The organism is Companilactobacillus bobalius, from assembly GCF_002179915.1.
GTDB classification, from domain to species: Bacteria; Bacillota; Bacilli; order Lactobacillales; family Lactobacillaceae; genus Companilactobacillus; species Companilactobacillus bobalius.
The window spans coordinates 50593-74737 of the sequence record NZ_MYFM01000009.1 but is presented as its reverse complement, the minus strand read 5'-3'; the positions used below and the strand labels follow the sequence as shown (position 1 = coordinate 74737).

Annotated in this window: 23 protein-coding genes; 17 read left to right on the top strand and 6 right to left on the bottom strand. The window is 34.1% G+C overall.

Features of this window, described 5'->3' with window-relative positions; all coding sequences use genetic code 11:
* Positions 1 to 227 precede the first annotated feature (227 nt).
* Genes LKACC16343_RS12995 through LKACC16343_RS12985 form a run of 3 tightly spaced genes read left to right on the top strand, consistent with a single transcriptional unit; the run spans position 228 to position 1908 of the window.
* On the top strand, positions 228 to 680 hold the full coding sequence (locus LKACC16343_RS12995) for a MarR family winged helix-turn-helix transcriptional regulator (RefSeq protein ID WP_056950353.1): 453 nt from the start codon (positions 228 to 230) through the stop codon (positions 678 to 680).
* Positions 677 to 1198: a GNAT family N-acetyltransferase gene (locus LKACC16343_RS12990; RefSeq protein WP_321197805.1), complete on the top strand. Its 522-nt coding sequence runs from the start codon at positions 677 to 679 to the stop codon at positions 1196 to 1198. Before LKACC16343_RS12995 ends, LKACC16343_RS12990 begins: the two co-directional genes overlap by 4 nt.
* Positions 1195 to 1908 carry a B3/B4 domain-containing protein gene (locus LKACC16343_RS12985; protein ID WP_056950348.1) on the top strand — a complete coding sequence of 238 codons (714 nt, stop codon included), beginning with the start codon at positions 1195 to 1197 and terminating at the stop codon, positions 1906 to 1908. The genes LKACC16343_RS12990 and LKACC16343_RS12985 overlap by 4 nt, the downstream gene beginning before the upstream one ends.
* Positions 1909 to 1985: 77 nt before the next feature.
* Here LKACC16343_RS12985 and LKACC16343_RS12980 read toward each other — a convergent pair whose 3' ends face one another.
* Positions 1986 to 3149 (bottom strand): MFS transporter, encoded by a 1164-nt coding sequence (locus tag LKACC16343_RS12980; protein WP_056950363.1) that lies wholly within the window; start codon positions 3147 to 3149, stop codon positions 1986 to 1988.
* A 139-nt stretch (positions 3150 to 3288) separates the two neighbouring features.
* Positions 3289 to 4062: an NUDIX hydrolase gene (locus LKACC16343_RS12975; protein WP_056950345.1), complete on the bottom strand. Its 774-nt coding sequence runs from the start codon at positions 4060 to 4062 to the stop codon at positions 3289 to 3291.
* A gap of 233 nt (positions 4063 to 4295) precedes the next feature.
* On the opposite strand from LKACC16343_RS12975, the gene LKACC16343_RS12970 reads away from it, so the two are divergent.
* A complete protein-coding gene (locus LKACC16343_RS12970) occupies positions 4296 to 4883 on the top strand; it encodes a WxL domain-containing protein (protein ID WP_056950342.1) in 588 nt (195 codons plus the stop codon).
* 67 nt (positions 4884 to 4950) lie between these two features.
* A complete protein-coding gene (locus LKACC16343_RS12965; RefSeq protein ID WP_056950339.1) occupies positions 4951 to 6009 on the top strand; it encodes a WxLIP family cell surface protein in 1059 nt (352 codons plus the stop codon).
* A gap of 80 nt (positions 6010 to 6089) precedes the next feature.
* Here the strand turns inward: LKACC16343_RS12965 and LKACC16343_RS12960 are convergent, their stop codons facing one another.
* Positions 6090 to 6401 (bottom strand): DMT family transporter, encoded by a 312-nt coding sequence (locus LKACC16343_RS12960; RefSeq protein WP_056950336.1) that lies wholly within the window; start codon positions 6399 to 6401, stop codon positions 6090 to 6092.
* Between the two features lie 169 nt (positions 6402 to 6570).
* On the opposite strand from LKACC16343_RS12960, the gene LKACC16343_RS12955 reads away from it, so the two are divergent.
* The 5 genes from LKACC16343_RS12955 (at position 6571) to LKACC16343_RS12935 (ending at position 11251) form a co-directional block, all read left to right on the top strand.
* A complete protein-coding gene (locus LKACC16343_RS12955; protein WP_056950333.1) occupies positions 6571 to 7761 on the top strand; it encodes an NADH-dependent flavin oxidoreductase in 1191 nt (396 codons plus the stop codon).
* 141 nt (positions 7762 to 7902) lie between these two features.
* A complete protein-coding gene (locus LKACC16343_RS12950; RefSeq protein WP_056950330.1) occupies positions 7903 to 8601 on the top strand; it encodes a hypothetical protein in 699 nt (232 codons plus the stop codon).
* Positions 8602 to 8859: 258 nt separating this feature from the next.
* Positions 8860 to 9747 carry an ABC transporter ATP-binding protein gene (locus LKACC16343_RS12945; protein WP_056950326.1) on the top strand — a complete coding sequence of 296 codons (888 nt, stop codon included), beginning with the start codon at positions 8860 to 8862 and terminating at the stop codon, positions 9745 to 9747.
* Complete coding sequence (locus LKACC16343_RS12940) at positions 9737 to 10468, top strand: ABC-2 family transporter permease (protein WP_056950324.1); 732 nt, start codon at positions 9737 to 9739, stop codon at positions 10466 to 10468. The genes LKACC16343_RS12945 and LKACC16343_RS12940 overlap by 11 nt, the downstream gene beginning before the upstream one ends.
* A gap of 15 nt (positions 10469 to 10483) precedes the next feature.
* Positions 10484 to 11251: an ABC transporter permease gene (locus LKACC16343_RS12935; RefSeq protein WP_056950321.1), complete on the top strand. Its 768-nt coding sequence runs from the start codon at positions 10484 to 10486 to the stop codon at positions 11249 to 11251.
* An 81-nt stretch (positions 11252 to 11332) separates the two neighbouring features.
* Here LKACC16343_RS12935 and LKACC16343_RS12930 read toward each other — a convergent pair whose 3' ends face one another.
* Both LKACC16343_RS12930 and LKACC16343_RS12925 read right to left on the bottom strand, forming a co-directional pair.
* Entirely contained in the window at positions 11333 to 12376 is a 1044-nt protein-coding gene (locus tag LKACC16343_RS12930) for a zinc-binding dehydrogenase (protein WP_056950318.1), read from the bottom strand.
* A gap of 70 nt (positions 12377 to 12446) precedes the next feature.
* Positions 12447 to 13250: a fumarylacetoacetate hydrolase family protein gene (locus LKACC16343_RS12925; RefSeq protein WP_056950316.1), complete on the bottom strand. Its 804-nt coding sequence runs from the start codon at positions 13248 to 13250 to the stop codon at positions 12447 to 12449.
* A 152-nt stretch (positions 13251 to 13402) separates the two neighbouring features.
* Here LKACC16343_RS12925 and LKACC16343_RS12920 point away from each other — a divergent pair, with 152 nt between their 5' ends.
* Genes LKACC16343_RS12920 through LKACC16343_RS12910 form a run of 3 tightly spaced genes read left to right on the top strand, consistent with a single transcriptional unit; the run spans position 13403 to position 15398 of the window.
* Positions 13403 to 14110: an AzlC family ABC transporter permease gene (locus tag LKACC16343_RS12920; RefSeq protein WP_056950313.1), complete on the top strand. Its 708-nt coding sequence runs from the start codon at positions 13403 to 13405 to the stop codon at positions 14108 to 14110.
* The gene (locus LKACC16343_RS12915; RefSeq protein ID WP_056950310.1) at positions 14097 to 14423 is read left to right on the top strand and encodes an AzlD domain-containing protein; all 327 of its coding nucleotides are present in this window, start codon (positions 14097 to 14099) and stop codon (positions 14421 to 14423) included. The genes LKACC16343_RS12920 and LKACC16343_RS12915 overlap by 14 nt, the downstream gene beginning before the upstream one ends.
* 24 nt (positions 14424 to 14447) lie before the next feature.
* Positions 14448 to 15398, top strand: coding sequence for a zinc-binding dehydrogenase (locus tag LKACC16343_RS12910; RefSeq protein ID WP_056950307.1), 951 nt, complete (start codon positions 14448 to 14450; stop codon positions 15396 to 15398).
* A 146-nt stretch (positions 15399 to 15544) separates the two neighbouring features.
* On the opposite strand, the gene LKACC16343_RS12905 is transcribed toward LKACC16343_RS12910, so the two are convergent.
* A complete protein-coding gene (locus LKACC16343_RS12905; protein WP_056950304.1) occupies positions 15545 to 16264 on the bottom strand; it encodes a GntR family transcriptional regulator in 720 nt (239 codons plus the stop codon).
* A 189-nt stretch (positions 16265 to 16453) separates the two neighbouring features.
* Here LKACC16343_RS12905 and LKACC16343_RS12900 point away from each other — a divergent pair, with 189 nt between their 5' ends.
* The 4 genes from LKACC16343_RS12900 to LKACC16343_RS12885 are packed head-to-tail and all read left to right on the top strand — an operon-like array spanning position 16454 to position 24145.
* Entirely contained in the window at positions 16454 to 17857 is a 1404-nt protein-coding gene (locus tag LKACC16343_RS12900; RefSeq protein WP_056950301.1) for a PTS sugar transporter subunit IIC, read from the top strand.
* Between the two features lie 26 nt (positions 17858 to 17883).
* Positions 17884 to 20496 (top strand): glycoside hydrolase family 38 N-terminal domain-containing protein, encoded by a 2613-nt coding sequence (locus LKACC16343_RS12895; RefSeq protein WP_056950299.1) that lies wholly within the window; start codon positions 17884 to 17886, stop codon positions 20494 to 20496.
* Between the two features lie 56 nt (positions 20497 to 20552).
* Positions 20553 to 21851, top strand: a complete 1299-nt coding sequence (locus tag LKACC16343_RS12890) for a glycoside hydrolase family 125 protein (RefSeq protein ID WP_056950296.1) — start codon at positions 20553 to 20555, stop codon at positions 21849 to 21851.
* Positions 21852 to 21856: 5 nt separating this feature from the next.
* The gene (locus tag LKACC16343_RS12885) at positions 21857 to 24145 is read left to right on the top strand and encodes a glycoside hydrolase family 3 N-terminal domain-containing protein (RefSeq protein ID WP_056950292.1); all 2289 of its coding nucleotides are present in this window, start codon (positions 21857 to 21859) and stop codon (positions 24143 to 24145) included.

Sequence of the window (24145 nt, the reverse complement as noted above, 5' to 3'; positions counted from 1 at the left end):
TTTCTCCATGTTTGATTGGGTTTGGTCGCTTAAATCTTAACATGAGAACAGTGATGTTCTTTTTTTATTTTCTAGAGATTAAAAAACTGGTATTGATTATTCATCAATACCAGAAAGTATAGAACTAAAAAATGGCAACGAGGGGTTGCCATTTTTTATATTTATCTTTTTGTTGCAAGTGCAACAAAAAGATTGTACAATACTTTTATTGAAAGCGAGGTAAGTTGGTGGTAGAAATTTTGCGCTCAATTGGTGTAATTGCACGTTCCCTAGATTCAATCAGCAATATTGAATTTAAAGAGTATGATTTGACTAAGGGACAATACTTATATTTAGTAAGAATTTATGAAAATCCTGGTATTATTCAGGAAAAATTAGCCGGAATGATCAAGGTAGATAAGACAACAGCCGCTAGAGCTATTAAAAAGTTAGAAAAAAACGATTTTGTTGTCAGGAAGCAATCGGCTGATAATAAAAAAGAAAAAAAATTATACGTAACCGATAAAGGTAAAAAAATATATCCAATCATTTATCGAGAAGATATCTACTCAAATCAAATGGCCTTAAAGGGTTTGGATGCTGCCGAACAAAAGCAAATTCTAAAGTTGTTGAAGAAAGTTGAAGATAATGTAGCAGCCGATTGGGAATATGTTAAGAAGGGTAATAAGAGAGAATATTGAAAATTAGACGGTGCAATGTAAACGACTTAGAAGTTCTTCAGGATTTAAGCAGAGAGACTTACACGGCCACTTTCGGTCAGGACAATACAGAAGAGAATTTGAATGCTTATTTGGAAAAAGCTTATAATACTAAACAGCTTACTTCTGAATTAACGAATCAAGATTCAAGATTTTACTTCATTTACCAAGACGAACAATTAGCAGGTTATCTGAAACTTAATATTTTAACAGCTCAATCGGAAGAAATGCCAGATAATTATATGGAAGTTGAGCGGGTTTACTTTAAAACAGCTTATCAACATTTAGGATTAGGTACTAAAATGTTTGAGTTTGCTGAAGAGCAGGCCGAAAAATTATCTAAAGATAATATTTGGTTAGGTGTTTGGGAGTTCAATTACCCAGCTCAAAAATTTTATCAAAAGATGGGCTTTGAAAGATTTAGTGAACATAAATTTGTAATGGGAGATTCAGTACAAACTGATTTCTTAATGAAAAAGAATTTGAGGGTAGAAAAATGACAAAAGTAGTTATTGATCAAAAATTTTGGGATTTATTTCCAGATGCACAAATTAGTACTTTGGCAATTCATCAAATAAATAATCACGTTGATGAGAAAGATGATCCATATTTTGCTAAATTGTTGAGTGATGGTGCTGAAGAATCAAAGAAATTTATCAATGATGAGGTTTTCCGTGAGAGTGAAGTAGTAGATCAATGGCGTCAAGCCTTTCGCGAATTCAAGACTAAAAAGGGTGCACGTTGTTCAATTGAGGCCTTGTTGAAACGGGTAAGCCAAGGAAGAACTTTTTCACCAATTAATCCGTTAGTTGATATTTATAATAGTGTTTCTTTGAAATATGCGGTACCTTGTGGTGGTGAAAATCTAAACGCTATGGCAGGTGACTTACATCTTGGAGAAGCTCAAGGTGGAGAAGGTTTTAAGCCATTAGGTGCTGATGAAGATGCTCCAGCTTTACCAGGCGAAATTATTTATTATGATAATGACGGTGCCATTTGTCGTTGCTTAAATTGGCGTGAGGCTCAAAGAACAATGTTAACTGAAGAAACAACGGATTCAGTTTTGGTTATCGAGTCCATTAATCAAGAGCAGGCTCAAAGAGCTAATGAAGCAATTAAAGAATTAAAGCAATTGATTGAAGATTATTTCCATGTGGATGGAAAAATAGAGATTTTGACAAAAGACAATTCAGAAACAGATGAATTGTAATTCAAATTTCTTTAGTAATATCAAAACAAGTTTAAATTAAAAAATTCACCCCATAAATTGGAGTGAATTTTTTTAGTTTAATTTTCTATTTGAATATTTTTTTGATCATTGTCGACCATTCCGAAGACTAATATAAGAATACCGATAATTAATGAACCGACGAAGTAGAAAAAGATGGTTGAAATACTTAAATTAATACTTAATGAGAAACCAATTAGGTAAGGTCCGATAGTAGCACCGATACGTCCAATTGATTGAGTGAATCCAATACCGACACCACGAATATTCATAGGATATTGAGTTGGTGTTAAAGCAATCAGAATTCCCCAAGCACCTAAGGTGAAAAAGGAAAGTAGACAACTGCTAAAGACGACCATAAAGACATTTTGTGCAGTTCCAAATAGGAAAGCTCCAATGATGGTTCCAACCAAATAGATTCCTAAAACCCTTTTACGACTCAATTTGCCCATTAGATAGGCTGCTAAAAAGTAACCAGGTAATTGAGCAAAACTCATTATTAATGTATAGCCGAAACTGTGAACGACTGAGAATCCTCGTTTGATCAATACGCTTGGCAACCAAAGAAACATACCGTAGTAGGTAAACATAATGATAAACCACAGTATACTTAAACAAATAGTAGCACGGCGATACTTTTTAGACCAGATTTCATTTAGTGCAATTCGCAGGTTTAAGCGTTTATTTTTAACATTAGTTTGCTCTGGTAAATGACGACGAATTACCAAGGTGTATAGAGCCATAATGGATGTAGCGATAACTGTGAATCTCCAGCCGTATAGTGGCATGAAAAGGAAAGCTAGAAGAGAAGCCAAAATCCAACCAATCGCCCAAAAACTATCAACTAGAATTAACATTTTTGAACGTCTATGACCGGAGAAGGAATCGGCAATGATAGTTGTGGCAACGGGCAATTCTCCACCCAGACCAATACCAGTAATGAAGCGAACAAGCATGAATTGTTCAACATTGGTCGTTAAGGCTAAGACCAAATTGCTAACAGAAAAAATTAAGAGCGTGATAATGATAATGTTCTTCTTACCGAATTTGTCAGCTAAGTAGCCAAATAATATAGCACCGAACATCATACCGACAGTAGTAATAGAACTGACTAATCCAATTTGATTGTCATTCAAAAACCATTCTTTTTTGATCAATGGCATGATAAAAGATAATAATGCTACATCGGCCGCATCAAAAAGCCAAGCAGTTCCGATGACCATTAAAAGTTTAAGTCCACCTTTTTCAGTTGTTTGTGTGTCCAAAACAGGAAATACCTCCTAAATTTATAAAAACAAATAAATAATATTATTAAAGGTAAAAGTTACCTTTAATAATGTAAAACAAAGACTATCATTAGTCTTATTTAGGGTCAAGCGTTTCACGCAACTTGTATAATTTTGCAGGGCGTCCACTCTTACCGTGTTCAGTTCCAATTTCAACAAAAAGATGTGTATGGGTTTTACGAAAGTTAGAATTATCAATAGATTGATAGGATTGCTTCCAAAATATTGAATAGACCTCACGTGCTTCTTTGAGAGTGAAATCGTCACCTAAAATCAAAAGAATCGTGGGTAAATAATCCAAACGATTTGTAACTCTTTGGAAGGCATTGCGTAAAATTAAAGCATGATCGGCACTCAAATGCTTGTCATCATTGTATTTTTCCAAATGTTCGTAGAAGTCTTTATCCGATATTTTTTCACTTAAAGTTTTGAAAGTTAGATTATGATGTTTCAACAAAAAACAATTTTGATCATAATTAACATTGAACCATGCAACTTCTTTGGCACCATAACCAGCTGTTAGTTCTGGCATGTAAGGTAAGTAAGTCATGTAACTTAAGGCAATTTCACGGTCCTGTGGTGTACGGTTAACATTACTGAAAGTGGCTAATTGTTCAGTATAAAAATCAGGTAATTGAATACCGATTTTTTCGTTGATTAATCTTAAAGAGGCTTCCTCGGCATCTTCATTAGCACGTAACATTGTTGTAGGTAGACCCCATTTGTCAACATTAGGTCCGAGTGAATTTTTAACTAGAAGAATCAATACTTTATTATTAGTGGTATCAAAACTCCAGATGATGTTAACGACACTGATCTTTAATCGGTCGTTGGTTGCTGTATCTGTCATACTATTGGCTCCATTCTAGATATGCCCTCATTATAATTTACTTGTTGTACAGTTCCAACGTTTTGACGAGCTTATTCTTGTTTATTTATCTTAAAAAATATATAACGTATGCAGAGATTGAAAGAGATCTCTATGTGATGGATACTTCTCCAATCCAGCAGAGTCCGATTGATCCATCACATTAAGGCTCTGCTTCATAGCGACTAACAGTCGTTTATGAGGGGGAAAATATTATGAAAAAACTCGTAAGAAATAGCATGCTAGTAGGGGCAGCTGTTTTAGGAATTGGTTCGTTGGGTGCAGTTGCTCAAGCAGCAACGACAGCAACACCAGTTACAAGTACGGCTACGGCCGATATTACGCCTGGAACGATTACCTTAAGTTCGGCCCCTAGTTTTCAATTTGGTACAGTAGCAGCTTCAGCAAATGATGCTTCATATACATCAACTTCCACATCAGGAATCTTGGATATTGCTGATGCCGGTACCGGTACTGGATATACTGTAACTGTTGCAGCATCACCATTCACGGCAACAGGCGGCGCAGCCTTAAAGAATGCACAACTATCATTAGATAATAAAGAAACAGATCCTATTAAAGCAGATGATGTTGATAATGTATCAACACCTCCAACACTTGTCGCAAATCTTTCACTATCAAGTTCTCCAGTAACTGTTCTTAGTGCTGCAGCTGGTAGTGGTGTAGGTGCTTACTCTGGAACATATGGAGCTACTGATGCTTCACTTAAGGTCCCAGCTGGTAATATTGGCGGATCCTACAGTTCAACATTAACATGGACATTGGCTAATGCACCTGCTTAAATATAAAAATTGAGGGCTTGTAACTTAATTGTTGCATGCTCTCTTTTTTTCTTCGGGAGATGATATTTTGAAGAAGCGTATTTGGATTTTCATGTTGTTTTTAATTAGTGTCATAACTTTTGGTTGTTTGAGTACTCAAGATGTTTCGGCCGCTACCTCAGAAGCTCAACCGGCAGTGACTTATAATATTGTGCCAGAACTTTCAAATAATCAGATCGACAAAAAAGTCGGCTACTTTGATTTGAAAGTGACGCCAAATGAAAAACTACAAGCTAAATTTAAAATTAATAATAACGATACTAAAACGCATACTTATACTGTAATGGTGAACCGGGCTTCGACTGATACCAATGGGGTAATAGTCTATAACGAACATAATGTTAAAGCTGATTCATCTTTAAAATATGATATTGAAAAACTAGTCACATATCCTAAGAGTGTTATGGTTGATGCAAAATCTTCTAAAGAAGTAATTGTTGATATTAATGCCCCTAAAGGAAATTTTGATGGCGTTTTGTTAGGTGGTATTTTTATCGAACAGAATAATCAAGTCAGCAAGAGTAACACTAAAGGTGTAACGCTAAAGAATAAGTATAATTATGTTTTGGGCCTACAATTGAGACAAAGTACTGACACGGTTGAGCCAAATTTGAAGTTGGTCAAAGCGTATGAAGATACTCAAAATGGTCAAATTTCAGTCAACGCACTATTAGATAATGATGTGCCAAGATTGGAAGAAAAGGTTGATATTAAGGCAAAGGTAACATCGGAGAATAATAGTAAGGATGTTCTCTTGCAATCAGAAAAATCAAATATGTCAATTGCTCCAAATAGTTACTTTGCTTATCCTATCAATGTTAATACCGTTATCGGTACTAACAAGAATAAGAGATTGAACCCAGGTACTTATATGATGTATTTGGATGTGAAGGCTAATGATGGTCAAAATACTTGGAAACTTCAACGTAAATTTACCGTCACTGGTAAACAAAGTCGTGAGATCAATAAGAAGACACCAGTTAAGAATAGTCATGCTAAATCCAATATGGTTATTATCGAAACAGTTGCTGCAATTGTAGTAGTTGCTGGATTAGGTGTTTGGTATTATAGAAAACACAGAAAGTAAAATATCTCAAAAATAAAGGACCTAATAACCCAGAGACGAGTTATTAGATCCTTTATTTATTGTTTATTAATGTATTCTGACTAGAATACATTAATTAAAACTGTGCCTGAGACAACTAAGAATAATCCTGCAATTGAGTAAATTGATAGTGTTTCATGATAGAAGACAATACCAGCGATAGTAACGAGAATTAAGCCAACGCTACCCCATGTAGCGTATGTAAGGCTAAGTGGTAGTCTTTTAAGGACGTGGGAAAGAACAAATAGACATATAAAGTATGACGTTAAAGTTCCCACTGTAGGTAAGAGGTTGGTAAAACCATCTGTTTTCTTCAAAAGTGAAGTTCCCAAAACTTCAAAACCGATGGAGACCAACAATAGTAAGTAGTTCATAAGCATTTCCTCATTCGAAATTTCTTTCAATATCATACACGAATTTAAACAAAAAAACACCAATTATTTTTAAAAATAGAAAAAGTTTTTTTAGTGGATTCCAATATAAATGAAAAGGTTTACAAATGTCGATATTGTGATAATCTGAACTAGAAAGCGAGGGATTGTAATGGCAGATTATAAATTTTTGAAACCATACACGTTTGAGAAGAAGGGGGTTACAGTAAAGAATCGTATTGTTATTCCACCAATGACCGAGGAAATGAGTTTTTCAAATGGTGAAGTAACATCAGATGAATTACGTTATTATCATATGCACAGCGGTGGTGCAGGGATGTTTGTGACTGCCGTTGCCAACGTAAATGCATTGGGTAAAGGTTTTGAAGGTGAGCTTAGTGCCGAGGATGATAAGTTCATACCTAGTTTAAAAAAATTGGCTTCAGCGATGCATGTAGATGGTACCAAAGCTATTTTACAAATTTTTAGTGCCGGCCGTATGTCTTCGACTGCTATTTTACGAGGACAACAACCAGTCAGCGCAAGTGCTGTCAAAGCAACCAGAAATAATTCAGAAGTACCACGTGAGTTGACGGAAGAGGAAATTGAACAAACGATTAATGATTTTGGTCAGGCTACAAGACGTGCAATTGAAGCAGGCTTTGATGGTGTTGAAATTCATGGTGCTAATACATATTTGATTCAACAATTTTTCTCACCACATTCAAATCGTCGGACTGACAAATGGGGTGGTTCAGTTGAAAAGAGAATGACTTTCCCATTGGCAGTAGTTGATGAAGTAGAAAGTATTATTGAAAAGTATGCTGACAGACCATTTTTGATGGGGTATCGTATTTCTCCAGAAGAGATTGAAGATCCAGGTATTAGATTCGAAGATACTTTGAAACTAGTCGATGCTTTGAAAGAAAAGCCGCTCGATTATCTTCATGTTTCAATGGGAGATGTTTGGAGAAAATCACTTAATGATAAATCCGTTACTACGCCATTGAACCTAACTATTAAAAAACATATTGGTGACTTACCGTTAATTGGTGTTGGCGATATTCAAACACCCGCTGATGCTGAGAAAGTTGTTGATGAAGGATTAGATTTTGCAGCTATTGGTCGTGAAAGTTTACGTGAACCACATTGGGTTCAAAAAATTATTGCCGGCGATGAAGATGCTATTCGTTACACGATTGCTCCAGCGGATCATGAAGAACTAGGTCTTTATGGAACATTCTGGGAATTCTTGATTACAGCCTTCCATTCAGGTTTGCAATTGAGCAGTGAACCACATACAAAAGAGAATCGTAAAGAGTTTAGTGGCATTTTGGACCACATCTTTGGTGGCGGAGAATAATGTTTAGAGCTGTCTGAGAGGACGGCTCTTTTTTTATAAAAAATTCTAATAAAAAGTTATATCAAACAGCTAATTGACAGTAATGGAGACCTATATTAATTTTGTTAGTAAATATTTAATTGTTATAGGGGATTGCTAAATTTGTTTGAGAAAGATTGGAAATTATTTAAACTGCAATTAAAAATGGTTATGCAGGAAAAGATTGTTTTCTTTTATACTTTAATAGTGCCGATAATTATAGCTTTTTTGAACAATAATCTTAATTTTCGGGGAAATGAAGTTTTATATGTTTATTGGGCGTATATTGTTGTAACAACGGTCTTGAATGGATTTTTAATGAATCTAATTCGAGTTCGAGAAAGCGGCTTTTTTAGACGGCCGTCAAATTTGATTGATTCTAATTTTTCAATTTTGTTTACGGCATTTTTTGTCCAATTGTTTGTTATTCAAATACAGATTTTTATTTTTAATTTGGTGATCGATTGTTTTATCACACCAGTGTCACCATATACGTTCTTATATGGATTCTTGGTTTCATTTTTAACAACAATCATTAGTATTTCGATGATGTCCTTACTACTACTATTTAAATGTAAGCAAAGAACCTTCTATATGATTATAAATTTGTTTCTATTCGGTGGTTTATTACTATTAAATGTACGTCCAGAAGGGGTATGGAATTATATTCTGACGGTGATCAATCCTTTCCAATTCATCTATGCACTCTATTCAGTACCATGCATCGTTAATTCTTTCAGTTTGATTTTAGGAGTATTTACCATTTGTTATATGTTAATGGGAATTATTGTTTTAAGTCGTTTAACTAAAAAAGATGATTAATAAAAGGGCACCTTCCATTAAAGTGGGAGGTGTTTTTTTTGCAATTTTAATAATCGTTATAACGATGAAGATTGTTTTGAATTAAAAATCAGAAGCAACGGTTAAAAGATTGCTGAATCACTAATGATTGGTGATTGCGAACATTTAAGTTGCGCAAATATCTATTTACTTTTGACTAATTCTTTAAATTAGTTGCTTGTTGCTTAGATTGATTAGTACAGAATTAAAGTTAACAAGGATACGAATGGGGGAATAAAAATGTTGTCGATAAAGAATGTAACTACGTTCATTGAGGGTAAGAAAATCATTCATGATGTTTCTTTAAATATAAGTCCAGGGGAAATTGTCGGCCTGATTGGACCTAATGGTGCAGGAAAAACGACTTTCATGAAGACTATATTGGGATTGACTAAATTTACAGGAGATATATCGATTGATGAGAAAAATGTTACTGAAGATAATCATCAGGCTTTAAGAAAAGTAGGGGCATTAATAGAACATCCGGCAATATATCCATTTTTAACGGGGCGGCAAAATTTATTATTGTACTCAGAAAGCAATAATGACTTGGAAGAAATCGTTAGCACTTTGAAGATGGAAAATTTTATTGATAAAAAATCTAAAGACTATTCATTGGGAATGAAGCAAAAATTAGGAATAGGGATAGCATTATTAAATGATCCCGAACTTGTGATATTGGATGAACCTATGAATGGATTAGATATTGAATCGACTATTATGATTCGTGATGTTATTAGAAAGTATGCTGAACAGGGATGTATGTTCCTAATTTCCAGTCACATACTGGGCGAATTGCAAAAAGTTATGACACAAGTGGTGCTTTTACGATCGGGAAAAGTGATTTTAAACAGATCAATGGCTTCGCTTAATCAAGATAGTAGCAAAAAGTATTTTGTTCAGGTAGATAAAGAAAATTTGATAGAAGACTTACTTAATCACAATAATATTTGCAATCAACGAGTTGGAGATTATTTAGAAATAGACTCTCAGAATGTGAATTTAATGGAGAATTTAGTTTTTCAAAATGGATTGTACTTAACTAGATTAGAACCTGAAAAGTTAAATCTAGAGGAAAAAATAGTGAAAATATTAACTGACAAAGAAGGTTCAGATAATGAGGAATAATCTATGTCAGGAAATGAAAAAGTTTTGGTATCAGAAGAAGCCCCTTTGGGGAGTCTTAATATTATTTATTTTGATGTATTATTCATTGATTACGGGGCATCACAATGAAAGGGATGTAATCCAATTATTTGGAGCTGGTCAATGGACGCTGATAATTTTAGTTACAATCTCATCGGCCTTTATGTCTATGGAATATCGTGACAATACTATTGTTACTATGCTTTATAAGAGCTCAAATCGATTCAATATTTATTTTTCGAAAATTATTGTTCTGGTGCTATATAGCGTATTACTTAGTTTTTGCGGAGCAATGTTCACTATTTTAGAAGTCGCATTTAGTCAACAATTATTGACCGTTAATGTTTTAAGGACACTATTATTTAATGTATTTGGGACATTCCTGTATTCAATTTTTATCGTTACATTATCGTTATTGTTAATTTCTTTAGTTAAAATTGATGCCATTGTTATAGTCGCAGGGTTAATGCTCGGTTTTCTAGGTGCTACATTTTCCAACATTCTCATGTCCTTGTTTCACAATTGGAGTGAGCTAATAAGATGGAATCCGTTGAATATGATTTATATTGTTAATCAATTGTCTGATTCCAAATACTTTAAATATACTTCGTTGACCAATGTGGAATTGGTGTTGGGTACAGTTAGTTACGCAATGATCTTTCTAATAATTGGTTATTGGGCCTTTAAAAAGCGTCGAGTCTGAAGGGAGTAGTGGAAAATGATAAGTGATTTAAATAAGGAAGTTTATAAATTAATTCATCAGAAAATAACTTGGATTGCGCCACTAATTGTGCTTGTTTTGATGATCATTATGGGTATTTCAATGAATGGTTCTGAACAAAAGCTGTTGATCATGGCGAGTTATGATTCAGGTGAATGGATTTTATTTGCATTAGTTGTTGTATCATCTACGATATTTACTTTGGAATTTCAAAATAATACTATTTTGACAATGTTGTATAAATCTGACAACAAACTACAAGTGTATGGTTCAAAGTTAATGATTGTTTTTATTTATAATGTTATTTTGCATATTTTAGCGGTTATTTTTACTGTGTTATTACAACTTACACCGCTAAATGTGCATCTTTCTTGGTTGATGATCAATCAGTATCATCAGACATTATTATCAAACTTATTAATAACTACTTTAGTCGATATTGTTTCATCCACTTTGATAATTAGTATAATATTTTTTACTTCATGTATTGTGAATGTAAATTCAATAGTAATTACTTTGAATTTAGCAATTGTCTTCTTGGGACAAAGTGCGTCTTCTAGTCTTATGATGGCAAATTTAAAATATATTGATGTGGTTAAATGGAATCCACTAAATATGATTAACTTAACAAAGCAGTATTATAACTACGGTTCATATCATTTTGTCAGCCATTTAAGTAATTCGCAACTATTAGTTGGAAATATTCTTTATTCATTGTTATTTTTTGTTTTAGGTTACGCAATTTTTAGAAAGAAAAAATTTTAGAGATTAGTTTCTATATTTCATACATAACAAAAAGGCATTACATAGACGTAATTCTATGCAATGCCTTTATTTAATTACCAATTAATCACTAACGACGACATATGATTTGATAACTTTTCTATCAGTCATTTCTTGATAAGCGTCATTGATCTGATCAAGATTGAAACTCTTGGTGAAGACTAGTCCAGGATTGATTTCACCATCTAGAACAGCCTTTAATAGACGACTCTTGTCATAAGTAGTAACGGATGCAGGACCACCGGCAATGATAATATTTTTACCAAATGATGGAGCAATGTCTATTTTTCCAGTATGTGGTAAGCCGACACGACCAACAACAGAACCGGGACGTCCAACTTTCAAAGCCGTTTCAGTAGATAATTCAGTACCGACACATTCTAGGACGGCATCTGCACCAAAGCCATTAGTTAAGGCTAAAATCTTTTTAACACCTTCATCGCCACGTTCAGCGACATTATCAGTTGCTCCAAACTTTGCAGCCAAAGCTTGGCGATCGGGATGACGACTAGTTGAAATTATTCTCTTAGCACCAAGTAATTTAGCAGAGATAACTCCACAAAGTCCAACAGCACCGTCACCCATAACAACTACCGTGTCACCATGTTTGATGTTGGCAACAGTTGCGGCATGGAAACCAGTAGCCATAACATCGGCCAAAGTCAAAAGTGATTTAAGCATGCTCTCACTGTAATCACTAGGTTTTCCAGGAATCTTGACTAAAGCCCATTGTCCATGTTGAAATCTGATGTATTCAGCTTGATTACCATTACTGAAGTTATCAGTATGGGATTGACAATCACCATCAAAACCAGCTAAGCAAGCGGGACAGTGACCACATCCATGTGTGAATGGAGCAATTACGAAATCGCCTGCTTTGACAGTTGTAATATCGGCACCGACATCTTGAACAATACCGATTGCTTCATGTCCAGAGTTTTCAGAATTTTCAGATTTGTCCTCTAAACCACGATAAGACCATAGGTCTGAACCGCAGACACAAGCACGAATTACTTTGATAATAACGTCATCTGGTGCTTGAACTTTTGGTATTTCAACATCTTCGACCTTCATTTGGCCGACTTTTTCAAAGATTGCTTTTTTCATAAAAATCCTCCCTTAATTTGCTAATTTAATTATAGCGTTTCCAAAAAATATTTTAGTGTTAATTGAAACTTTATTCTAAATTAATCGTTAGTTGTCCTAGTTGTTCGATTTTACTAATTAACTGATCTCCCGGTTTGAGAAATTCTTGAGGATTTCGTCCTGTACCGACACCACCAGGAGTACCAGTAAAGATAAGATCTCCCGGATATAGTTCGGTAATAGAAGATAAGTAGCTGACCAGTTTTTCCGGTCCAAAAATTAAGTTACCTAATTTGCTGTGTTGTTTTTCGACGCCATTTAATTCAGTGGTTATGGTTAGATCTTCTAAATTTGTGATTTCATCTGGAGTAGTTAGCCAAGGTCCAATGGGTGAGAAATTCTCATAAGATTTAGCTAGAGAAAACTGTGGATTATCGTTGGCAAATTGTAATTGACGGTCAGATAAATCTTGTCCAACCATGTAACCGGCAATGTGTTCATTGGCGATACTTTGTTCAATATTGCGACCACCTTTACCAATAACGATAACTAATTCAGTTTCCCAATCTGTTTTAGAACTAGGAATTGTGACAGTGGGATTGGGTCCAGTTAAAGAACTGATGAATTTAGTAAAGATATTAGGAACCTGAGGTTCTTTAGTATGTAACTCGTTTAAGTGATCTCGATAGTTAAAACCAACTGCAAAAATTTGTTTAGGATTAGTTATAGGTAAAGAAAAAGCGTTCATTTCTGGTAGAGTCCGTTCACGACTTAAAAATAATTTCTTGTTTAGATTGGGTAAAATAGACTGCACATTTTCGATACCATTGATAAGTTGTAAACGTTGATTGTCATTGATAACGGCAGCTCGACCGTGATACATTCCTAATTTCATAATTATGCCTCTTTTGTATAAGCTTTTATTCCATTTTAATGCATAAAAAAGTTCTTATGTATGTTATTAACATACATAGAGTTTTTAGTCTAATTGACATGTAAGTAAATTAAAATTATTATAATGTCTTATACATAAAAAGGGGGATTATTATGGATGACAGTTTAAGTGTCGAGAGTGGTATAAAGGATACATTGCCAACTGTTTTTGGTTATATTGGAATTGGCATTTCCTTTGGTATTGTAGCGGCATCTGCGGGGATGAGTGTATTAATGGCAACCTTGATGTCAGTAATCGTATACGCAGGGTCAGCACAATTTATTTTGGTTAGTTTACTGGCAATTGGCACACCAATTGTTTCAATTGTTTTGTCAGTTTTTTTGGTCAATTCACGAATGATCTTGATGAGCATGACTACGGCCAATTTTTTTAAAAAGAATTCGATATTTGAAAATATTATTATAGGTAGTTTGATTACAGATGAAAGTTTTGCTTTGAGTATGAACAAGCTTAATTATACCGATGGCAAACTATCTTTTAAGTGGTTCAACACGGTTAATTTATTAGCCTATTTAGTTTGGGCAGCATCGACGATGGTTGGAGCTATGTTGGGTAAAGTCATCAGTAATCCAGAAAAATTAGGCTTGGATTTTGCCTTAGTAGCGATGTTTATTGGTTTATTGTATCTACAATTAATTAGTGACAAGTCAATTTCTTTAAAGGTACAGTTGATCGTTGTAGCTATCATGTTACCATTGGTATATTTTGGCTTGATTTTTATTTCCAGTGATTTGTTAATTCTAGTTGTAACCTTAATTGGCTGTGCGTTAGGAGTGATTTTGAAACATGCCATCAACTAAATTTGTTTTATGGACATTAATTGCTTGTGGTTTGACGACTTGGCTGTCCAGAGTTCTACCATTTGTTTTATTGAAAAAATTTAATCTACCTGCAAAAGTAGTCGAATTCCTTGGTTTTGTACCAATCACCATTATGGCTGCCCTATGGTTTGAGAATCTTTTTCATCAAAACCTTGGTCATTTGCCACAGATTGATTACGCTAATTTAATAGCCTCAATACCAACGGTTCTAACAGCTGTTCTAACTAAAAAATTATTATTGATTGTAGTTGTAGGCATTATTTCCCTAGCATTAGTTCGATTAGCCATATAATAATGTTAATGGGAGGGAAAGTTAATGAAAGCTATTGTTGTTAGAAAAGCCGGTGGGCCAGAAGTTTTGAATTATGAGGATGTCCCAACTCCTCAAGTAAAACCAGGTTGGTCACTAGTTCAGGTTAAAGGCTTTGGTATCAATCATTCTGAAATTTTTACGCGTCAAGGATTGTCACCAAGTGTCAAATTTCCACGTATCTTAGGTATTGAATGTGTTGGTGTCGTAACTGATAGTACTTCGGATGAATTGAAAGTCGGACAAAAAGTCATTTCCATTATGGGTGAAATGGGACGTGACTTCGATGGTTCATATGCTGAGTATGTGTTACTACCAAACGAACAGATCTATCCAGTTCAGACTGATTTGAAATGGTCTGATTTGGCTGCTGTTCCAGAAACTTTTTATACCGCGTTTGGTTCGTTGAAACATCTTCAAATAAAGTCAGATGATTCAGTTTTAATTCGTTCTGGTGCCAGCGGTGTTGGTATTTCAGCTTTACGATTACTTAAATCTAAATACCCAACTATGAAAATTGCTGGCTCAGTTAGAAGTCTTAAGAAACAAGACGTTCTTCTGAAAGCTGGTTATGATTCAGTGATTGAGGATAAGAATGGGCGTTTACAAACCGATAAAAAATTTAATAAAGTCTTAGAATTGGTTGGACCTGCTACATTGAAAGATACATTTAATCATGTTTTGCCATATGGAATCGTCTGTAACACTGGTGAATTAGGTGGTCAGTGGTATATGGATGGATTTGATCCGATTGTTGATATTCATGAAGGCGCTCTGTTGACATCATTATCATCAGGTGAAGTTAATAGTCAAAAACTCAATGAGATGTTGGATTATATAAAACAATATCAAGTTGAAGTTGCACCAACTAAAATTTATAAATTGAATCAAGTTAAAGATGCTCATGAGTATTTGGAAAGCGGGCATAACTTCGGTAAAGTTGTTATTGTTAATTAATTATAATGAGATTGGATATGTTTATGTCTGATCTCTTTTTAACTTTTAAAAATATCTGTAAAATAAAAAAGTGTTCATATCGATCTGTATTGAGATTCTTTCCCAATGATTGATCAATATAAGCACTTTTTTTGTAAAAATTTTGATTACCAAAATTCGTTTCTATGTACATCAATTACAAATTTTGAGTGATTTTCATCAAATCTAGATTTGGAATATTCAAAAGCTTCACCTTTCTGATCATATGCAATTTGTTCAATAACCAGTAGAGAAGCACCTTCGTCAACATTTAAAGCTTGAGCGCTTTCCTTACTTGCGGATTCGGCATAAACAACTCTTCTGGCATCTGTCATGAAGATTTTCATCTTGCCACCGAGGTAACCATAAATAGTTCCCTTTAAAATGGATTCGTCTAGTGGAGCGATTCTTGTGGGCATAATTGTGTGTTCATAACTGTAGATTTTATCATCACGTAGACGAACACGTTTAATTTCATAAACAGGTTCGTTAGCTTTTATCTTTAGATTTTTTTGTTCAACTTCATTGGGCAATCTTGCACCAAAAAATAATATTTTGCTCGTTATCTTTTGATCTCGATGAGAGTAGGTTGCTCCAATAGGAAGGTCTAAAGGAAGTAATTCAGGTGAATTTTCATCTAATTGCGGACGTACATATGTACCACTGCCTTGCTGAGTGTGTATTAGGCCTTCGTCTATTAGTAGGTCTAATGATTTTCTCAACGTTATACGACTAATATTGTACTTTTTTGCAAGTTCGTCTTGAGTAGGCATTAATGTTCCCGCACGATAATGATTTCGTAAAATATCTCTTTTTATATCAGAATAAACTTCTTTATATCTATACAAATTTCTTCACCTCAATTGCCTTTATTATAGTCAATTATATCACTCACTGATAATTTGTATACAAATTATCGAAACATAGTTAAAATTCATCTATACAAATTTATTAAAAAGTCTTTACATAAAAATAAATCAAGATATAATTGGTGTTGTAGAAAGCGCTTCCAAATAAATCAAGGGGTTGAATATATAATGAAGTTTGATGTTAAAAAAGTTCAAGAGCCTATATTAAAAGCTTCAGTATGGGTTCAAGGTAATAGCATTCTTCAAGCTATCAAGAATGCCTTCATCATGACTATTCCGTTCACAATTGTCGGTTCTTTTTCAAATGTTATTAAAATGCAACTTGATCAATTAATTAAAAATCAACATATTCATAGTGAAATTTTAACCAATATAAGCAATTTATTTGGTTACTTAAATGCAGCAACATTAGGTATTATCGGAATTATTGTTGTTTTATGTTCTTCATATTCCTATGCGAGAGAGCTAAAGAAAAAGTATAAAGAAGTTAATGTATTTCTTGCCGTTATTTTAGCTTTGGCTGCATACTTCGTAATGGTTCCAAATAATGTTAACTTTGCGGATCCTAAGGCAAAAGTTATTCAAGGATTCTCTACTAATTTCTTTGATTACCAAGGAATGTTTACAGCCCTGGTCGTTGGTATGATTGCAGTTTGGATTTACGCTCGTTTTGGTAAAACTAAGTTCAAGATCAAAATGCCTGATAGCGTACCACAGAATATCTTTGATTCATTCGCATCTCTTGTACCTATCACCGGTGCATTAATGATTTTTGGTATCATCCGTATTATCATTCAAAGTTTAGGTTACACTTCAATCATTGAGATTATTACGGTTGTTTTAGTTAAACCTTTATTATCTGTTGGTACTGGTTTACCCGCAATTATCGTAGTAATTTTGATGGAACAAATTTTATGGTTCCTAGGATTACATGGATTTAACATCGTTTGGGGTGTTGTTTCAGCATTCTGGTTACCAATTTATCTACAAAATTGTGCACAATATGCAAGAACTCAGAGCTTCGCAGGTATTGGAATCGCTCCTAATACAATGACAAATGTTTATGCCATGATTGGTGGTTCTGGTGCTACATTTGGTTTGTTGATTGCTATGCTTATCTTTACTCACAAAGGTGAAAAGGAACGTGAAGTTGCAAAATTGGGATTCATCCCTGGATGTTTTGGAATTAATGAACCTATCATTTTTGGTTTACCAATTGTTTTAAATCCTATTATGTTCTTACCATGGATTTTTGTACCACTTATCAATGCTGTTATTGGTTATGTCGTTACTAAGATTGGATGGGTTGTACCGCTGGTTGTTTTGAATTCCGGTAGTGAACCGATATTCTTTAGTACTTGGCTAACCGGTGCGTTCCACACAAGTCCGGTTGTATTAACACTTGTATTAGTTATTTTGGATACGTTCTTATACGCTCCATTCGTAATTTTGAATCAACGTAGTGAGCGTGCCGCTATTGCAAAACAAAACGAACAAGAAAATGATGAAGATAAAACGGTTTTCAAAAATGAAACTGAGGAAGAACCAAGTGATGGTCCTGAAACAGCTTAAATAATACTAAGAAAGAAGACTCAACAATGAAAAAAGTATTCGTTATTGCTCATACTCATTGGGACTTCGAATGGTATTTCACCAGACAAGATGCTCGAATCCAATTCATATATCACATGGATGAAGTACTTCGAGCCTTGAAAAATAATGTTATTGATTACTATCTATTAGATGGACAGATGTCTATTATCGATGACTATTTGGAAAGTGTACCAGAGAATGCTCCAGAATTAAGAAAGTTTATAAAAGCCGGTCGTCTATTTGTAGGTCCTTGGTACACTCAAGTCGATGAAATGGTTACGTCTGGAGAATCGATGGTCCGTAATTTACAGCAAGGAATTAAACTTTCATCTGAACTGGGTAGAAGTGTTCCTATTGGATATTTGCCCGATTCATTTGGTCAAAATCATGATATACCAAAAATTTATAATGGGTTTGGCATTAAGAATGCTGTTTTCTGGAGAGGAATGCCTAAAGAAAAATCGGTTAGATACTTCTATTGGACAAGTGATGATAATTCAAAGGTTCTAGTTGCCAATCTAAGAAATGGATATCCTGTTGGCGTTGATTTAATGGAATCTCCAAACTATTCTGACTTGTTACATAAGATTAGTACAGATACTAACGTCAATAATTTAGTACTTCCTGTAGGTGGCGATCAAAGACCTGTTGATTTTAATTTAAAGCAAAGAATAAAGGAAGCCAACGATTCACAAAATGAATTTAAATTGGTAGAAGGAACATACCCCGAATACTTTAAAGAACTTTCTAAGGAAAAGGAGTTACCTACTTATTCTGGTGAGTTTGTAGATCCTAGTACCTCTAAAATACATAGAGGAATTTATTCTTCCAGAGCCGATCTTAAGATGTTGTATGACAGATTAGAAAGGTTAATGACGTATGAGGTAGAACCATTAATGGCTATGGCACAATATCATGGTATTGAAACAAAGCCAGGAATAATTTCTCAAATTTGGAAGACCATTTTTAGAGGTCAGGCTCACGATTCCGCGGGGGGATGCAATAGTGATGAAACTAATCGTGACATTTATCATAGAGGAGAAGTCGCCTTACAACTAGGATTGTCATTGAAAGGCTATCTTCTTCGCAAATTGAGTAGCAATGTTACCGATAAGATGGATTTGTTCTTCTGGAATCCTACCGTTTCGCCTATTACAAAAGTTCATAGAACATATGTTATTACCCAAAATCCTGATTTCAAACTTGTTAACGAAAAAGGGGACAAAGTAGAATATCAAGTTATTAAGCAAGATAAGATTAATAGAGCAGTATTGCGTCATAATGAAAAAGAAATGGTACCAGATTATTATTACAAGACAACAATTGCTGTAGTGCTAACCATTCAGCCTACTGATTGGACTGGAATCTTAATAAAAGAGAATGTTGTTGATAAAAATATTGTACCTAAAAATTCTGATGTAATTGAAAACGAATATTATCTAATTTCAATGAATCATTCTGGTCTTACATTGACTGATAAGAATAGCGGAAAAATTTATCATGATTTTCTTACTGTTGAAGATGGTGGAGATGAAGGAGACACGTACGATTATTCACCTGCATATAAGGATTGGATTCTGTCATTGAATTTCAATGATTCTGAGACTAAGGGAATTAAAGGTGAGCTCTACAGTTCACTTTCCATTAAGGGAGATTGGTCATTACCAGCGGATTTAGAAGAAAGAAGTAAGAAACAAAAGAGTAAGAAGTTAAAATATAATTTACAACTTACTTTGGAGAAAAATAACCCAGTAATTGGTGTGGCATTAAATCTAGCCAATAATGTTTTAGATCATCGATTAAGAATGGTGATTAATACTGATATAAATGCTAAGAATAGCTATTCAGATACACCATTTGGAACAATTGAGCGTCCGGTGATTGATCCACATTTGAAAGATTGGAAGGATATTGGCTATCATGAAGAGCCAACCTCAATTAGACCATTTCTTCATTTTACTAACATACATAATTCTGAATCGAGTGTTTCATTTATTGGATTGGGAGAAAAGGATTTTCAAGTTATTGGTGATTCGTTCAGTAGCCTTGCTGTGACATTATTTAGAGGAGTCGGATTCTTAGGTAGACCTGATCTGTTAAGGAGACCGAGTGATGCATCTGGTCTGCAAACTAAATATGTTCCGACACCTGATAGTCAACTTCAAGGAGATATGACATTCAGAGGCGGAATCATTGTTGATAAGAAATTTGATCCTTCCAAACTACAAAGAGAACATAACTTATTAAGTGTTGATGATTTGTTCTACCAAAATCAGGATATAGACAAGTTTACGATGCGTGTTCAATATTTCAGAATTAATAAGAATATTGAAACGTTAAATCATAAATCATTGGTTAATGTAAAAGCTGATAATTTGGTAGAAAGTTCATTTACATCAACAACAGATGGGACAGGCCTAGTTGTAAGATTATATAATCCATTTAAAAACACGCTTAAAAATCCCGGTAGTATCTCATTGTATGACAATTGCAACATCAAAATTTTAGACCTCAATAATCAAGTGATTGAAAATGGCGTTGATAACGTCAAAGAATATGAATTATCATCATTTGGTCCAGGTGAAATAAGAACTTTTGGAATATATCCAATTGAATAAAAAAACTAAAACACTCTATTCATATAGGGTGTTTTAGTTAGTTATGGAGAATAATTATGAGGGAAAAAGTAAAAGGTAATGTGCTTGAATCAGTAATTGTTAGTCTTAATCAATATTCATCTAATCATGAATTAAACAATACTAGAAACACAAGATTGTTTAGAGATCTATTAACCGATGTTTTAACCAAAGCAACGAAGTATGAAGACGATGGATCATATTTTGTAAAAACGGGAGATATTCCTGCTATGTGGTTAAGGGATGCTACATTTCAAGTTCTTCCATATGTATCATTAATCAATGAAATACCAGATTTATATGATTTATTAACAGGAGTATTAAAGAGAGAATTACGTTTTGTAAAAATGGATCCTTATGCAAATGCGTTTAATCAAACTTCATCGGGAGCACATTGGAGTGATGATGATTCGAATATTCCTGTTTCAGATCACGTTTGGGAAAGAAAATTTGAAATTGATTCGTTATGTGCACCATTATTTTTAGCAAATAATTTATATGAAAAAACAGGAAATACTGATATTTTTGATGAAGAATTTTGGAATAATCTTTCAATAATTATAGATGTATTCAAAACTGAGCAGCATCATAATACTTCACCATACTATTTCAAACGCAAGGATTGTCCTTCGAATGATACTTTATCAAATGATGGAAAAGGAACACCAGTCAAGTACACAGGTATGATTTGGGATGGATTTAGACCAAGTGACAATGCATGTGTTTATGGTTATCATATTCCTTCTAATATGTTTGTTGTTTCTGTTTTAACGCCATTATTGGATAAGGTTCCCGAAAGATTTGCAACTTTAAAGAATGAAGTATTAACTTTATTGAATGAAATTAAATCAGGAATAAATCGTTATGCAATTGTACAATTATCAGATGATACGACTGGATATGCTTATGAGGTCGATGGAATGGGGAACTATAAGTTAATGGATGATGCGAATGTACCGAGCCTTTTGTCGCTTCCGTTTATTAAGTATTGTTCAAAAGATGCCCCGCTATATGAAAATACGCGTGAATTCGTTCTAAGCTCGAAAAATCCTTATTATTATTCGGGAACAGTGTTGCAAGGAATTGGAAGTAACCATACACCAGTTAATTATGTTTGGCCGATTAGTATCGCTATAGAAGGTTTGACTTCAGATAATTTAGATAAAAAGGTTCATCAACTTGATGTTATTTCGGAAACAAATAATAAAACGTCCCAATGCCATGAAAGTGTTGATATGAATGATCAAAGCAAGTATACAAGAGAGTGGTTTTCTTGGTCGAATATGACATATTGTCAGTTAGCATTAGATTTCATTAATGAAAATGTAGGGAGGTAGCGCTCTTGTTTCCTTATCAGAATAAAGATCTAACTATTAGAGAACGGGTCAATGATTTGATTTCTAGAATGACATTACAGGAAAAAATTGGACAAGTTAATCAACATCTTTATGGATGGCAATCATATTATAAGGATTCATCAGGTATTAATTTAACTAATAAATTCAAAAATCATGTCAATTGGGGACAAGGATTAGGTGCTCTTTATGGATTGTTTAGAGCTGATCCATGGTCTAAAAAGAATTATGATAATGGTATTCGTGCTAATGAAAGCGCACAGTTAGCAAATATGATTCAGTCATATGTCATTAGTAAATCTCGTTTAGGAATACCAACTTTAATTGTCGAAGAAATGCCTCATGGACATCAGGCATTGGATTCCGTAACATATCCAACCAATATTGGTAAAGGAAATACATTCGATCCAGAGCTTCTACAGAGGTCGGCTGAATTACAGGCTGAAGAGCTTCAACTTAAAGGTGGAAATTTGGCACTTGTAAGTTCTCTGGATTTATTGAAGGATCCTAGATGGGGGAGGTCGGAAGAGACTTTTGGTGAGAGTCCATACTTAACGGGATCCTACACGAAGGCAATAATTGATGGCTTTCAAGGTGATCTCATTAGTGATACCAATTTTTTAGATGAGAAGGTATCAAAAAATGCTCGTAAACATGTTGGGGTTGTAATTAAACATCTTATTGGTCAAGGTGAAGCATTAGGTGGGCATAATTCCGGTACAGTTCCAATGGGACAAAGGGAATTCTTGGAAGTGTATGGTCCACTTATTTCTAGTCTCAAGAAAGCTGTCGGAGTGATGGCCGCATATAATGATATTGATGGGGTACCTTGTCATGCAAATCGTAATTTGTTAGATAATTTATTACGTAAGAAAAATGGCTTTCAGGGAATTGTCATGGCTGACGGTACTGCTTTGGACCGATTAGTGGATCTTTATGGCAATTATAGTGAGTCAGTATTTGCCGCATTAAATGCTGGAGTTGATTTGAGCCTTTGGGACGACGTATATACGCACATCGGGGATGCAATAGAAAAATATCCTCAATTATTACTAGATTTAAATAATTCAGTAAAACGTGTGCTTTCAATAAAATTTCTGTTGGGACTTTTTGATGATCCGTACGTTGATGAGGATGATACAAATATAGAAGAAGTAATAAATGAAAGTAATGATTTAAATTTAGAACTTTCATCTGAAAGTATAACTTTAGTTAAAAATGGAGTACCATCAGATAAAAATTCCAGCGTACTGCCACTTAAAAAGGGAACCAAGCTTGCTGTAATTGGTCCACATGTAAAAAATATTTATCATTGGTTAGGTGACTACACTGCACCTCAATTAAATAGTCAATACACTTCATTCATCGATTCCTTGAGTGAATATACCTCAGATATTACATATGCTAAAGGAAGTAATATTAGAGAAGTTACTCAAGATAAAAAATTGATTAATGATGCAGTGAATATTTCCAGTAACGCTGATGCCGTGGTACTAACGATGGGTGGTTCATCGATGAGAAACTTTGATATGAGTTTTTTAAATAATGGTGCTATGAGCGACGAAAGTATTTTGAGAAACACAGATACTGGAGAAAATGTAGATGTTGCAAGTCTTAGTCTCGGAGGTAATCAAATTGATTTATTAAAAGCATTAAAGAAGACTGGGAAACAGATCATTGTAGTTATGATTCAGGGGCGTCCTTATGATATTACTGAGATAATACAATTAGCGGATGCCGTATTATTAGCGTGGTATCCTGGACAGCAAGGTCCTAAAGCAGTGTCGAATATTTTATTTGGAAAAATGAATCCAAATGGTAAATTGCCAATCAGTTATCCTAGAAATGCAGAACAATTACCTGTCTACTATTATCAGAGACGAGTTTTAAAAAATGAGAATTATTTTGATGAAACCGGATCCCCTCTTTTGAGATTTGGTTATGGACTTAGTTATGCATTTTTTGATTATAAAAATTTAAAAGTAAATTATAAAGATAATATTGCTCGTGTATCCGTGGATGTAAAAAATATCTCTAATCAGGATGGTAAGGAAACAATATTATTATTTTCAAGCTTCTTTGGAACCGATGTACTCCCACGTCAAAAGCAATTAATGGACTATAAGAAGGTTTCTTTAGAACCCAATCAAATAAAAACAATTCATTTTAAGATAGAGAGCAATAGATTGTTGTACGTAGATAAAGATATGCAACGCAAAAAGCCGAAAAAAATTAAGCTATCAATAAAGGAATTAAGTGGATTAATTGAACTATAA

What these genes read in the sequence shown, in the direction of transcription:
- LKACC16343_RS12985 (WP_056950348.1), top strand. Translation starts at nt 1,195, where the DNA reads ATGACAAAAGTAGTTATTGATCAAAAATTTTGGGATTTATTTCCAGAT.
- LKACC16343_RS12975 (WP_056950345.1), bottom strand. Translation starts at nt 4,062, where the DNA reads ATGACAGATACAGCAACCAACGACCGATTAAAGATCAGTGTCGTTAAC.
- LKACC16343_RS12900 (WP_056950301.1), top strand. Translation starts at nt 16,454, where the DNA reads ATGAAGTTTGATGTTAAAAAAGTTCAAGAGCCTATATTAAAAGCTTCA.
- LKACC16343_RS12945 (WP_056950326.1), top strand. Translation starts at nt 8,860, where the DNA reads ATGTTGTCGATAAAGAATGTAACTACGTTCATTGAGGGTAAGAAAATC.
- LKACC16343_RS12895 (WP_056950299.1), top strand. Translation starts at nt 17,884, where the DNA reads ATGAAAAAAGTATTCGTTATTGCTCATACTCATTGGGACTTCGAATGG.
- LKACC16343_RS12980 (WP_056950363.1), bottom strand. Translation starts at nt 3,149, where the DNA reads ATGGTCATCGGAACTGCTTGGCTTTTTGATGCGGCCGATGTAGCATTA.
- LKACC16343_RS12890 (WP_056950296.1), top strand. Translation starts at nt 20,553, where the DNA reads ATGAGGGAAAAAGTAAAAGGTAATGTGCTTGAATCAGTAATTGTTAGT.
- LKACC16343_RS12935 (WP_056950321.1), top strand. Translation starts at nt 10,484, where the DNA reads ATGATAAGTGATTTAAATAAGGAAGTTTATAAATTAATTCATCAGAAA.
- LKACC16343_RS12960 (WP_056950336.1), bottom strand. Translation starts at nt 6,401, where the DNA reads ATGAACTACTTACTATTGTTGGTCTCCATCGGTTTTGAAGTTTTGGGA.
- LKACC16343_RS12955 (WP_056950333.1), top strand. Translation starts at nt 6,571, where the DNA reads ATGGCAGATTATAAATTTTTGAAACCATACACGTTTGAGAAGAAGGGG.
- LKACC16343_RS12915 (WP_056950310.1), top strand. Translation starts at nt 14,097, where the DNA reads ATGCCATCAACTAAATTTGTTTTATGGACATTAATTGCTTGTGGTTTG.
- LKACC16343_RS12970 (WP_056950342.1), top strand. Translation starts at nt 4,296, where the DNA reads ATGAAAAAACTCGTAAGAAATAGCATGCTAGTAGGGGCAGCTGTTTTA.
- LKACC16343_RS12920 (WP_056950313.1), top strand. Translation starts at nt 13,403, where the DNA reads ATGGATGACAGTTTAAGTGTCGAGAGTGGTATAAAGGATACATTGCCA.
- LKACC16343_RS12910 (WP_056950307.1), top strand. Translation starts at nt 14,448, where the DNA reads ATGAAAGCTATTGTTGTTAGAAAAGCCGGTGGGCCAGAAGTTTTGAAT.
- LKACC16343_RS12925 (WP_056950316.1), bottom strand. Translation starts at nt 13,250, where the DNA reads ATGAAATTAGGAATGTATCACGGTCGAGCTGCCGTTATCAATGACAAT.
- LKACC16343_RS12940 (WP_056950324.1), top strand. Translation starts at nt 9,737, where the DNA reads ATGAGGAATAATCTATGTCAGGAAATGAAAAAGTTTTGGTATCAGAAG.
- LKACC16343_RS12930 (WP_056950318.1), bottom strand. Translation starts at nt 12,376, where the DNA reads ATGAAAAAAGCAATCTTTGAAAAAGTCGGCCAAATGAAGGTCGAAGAT.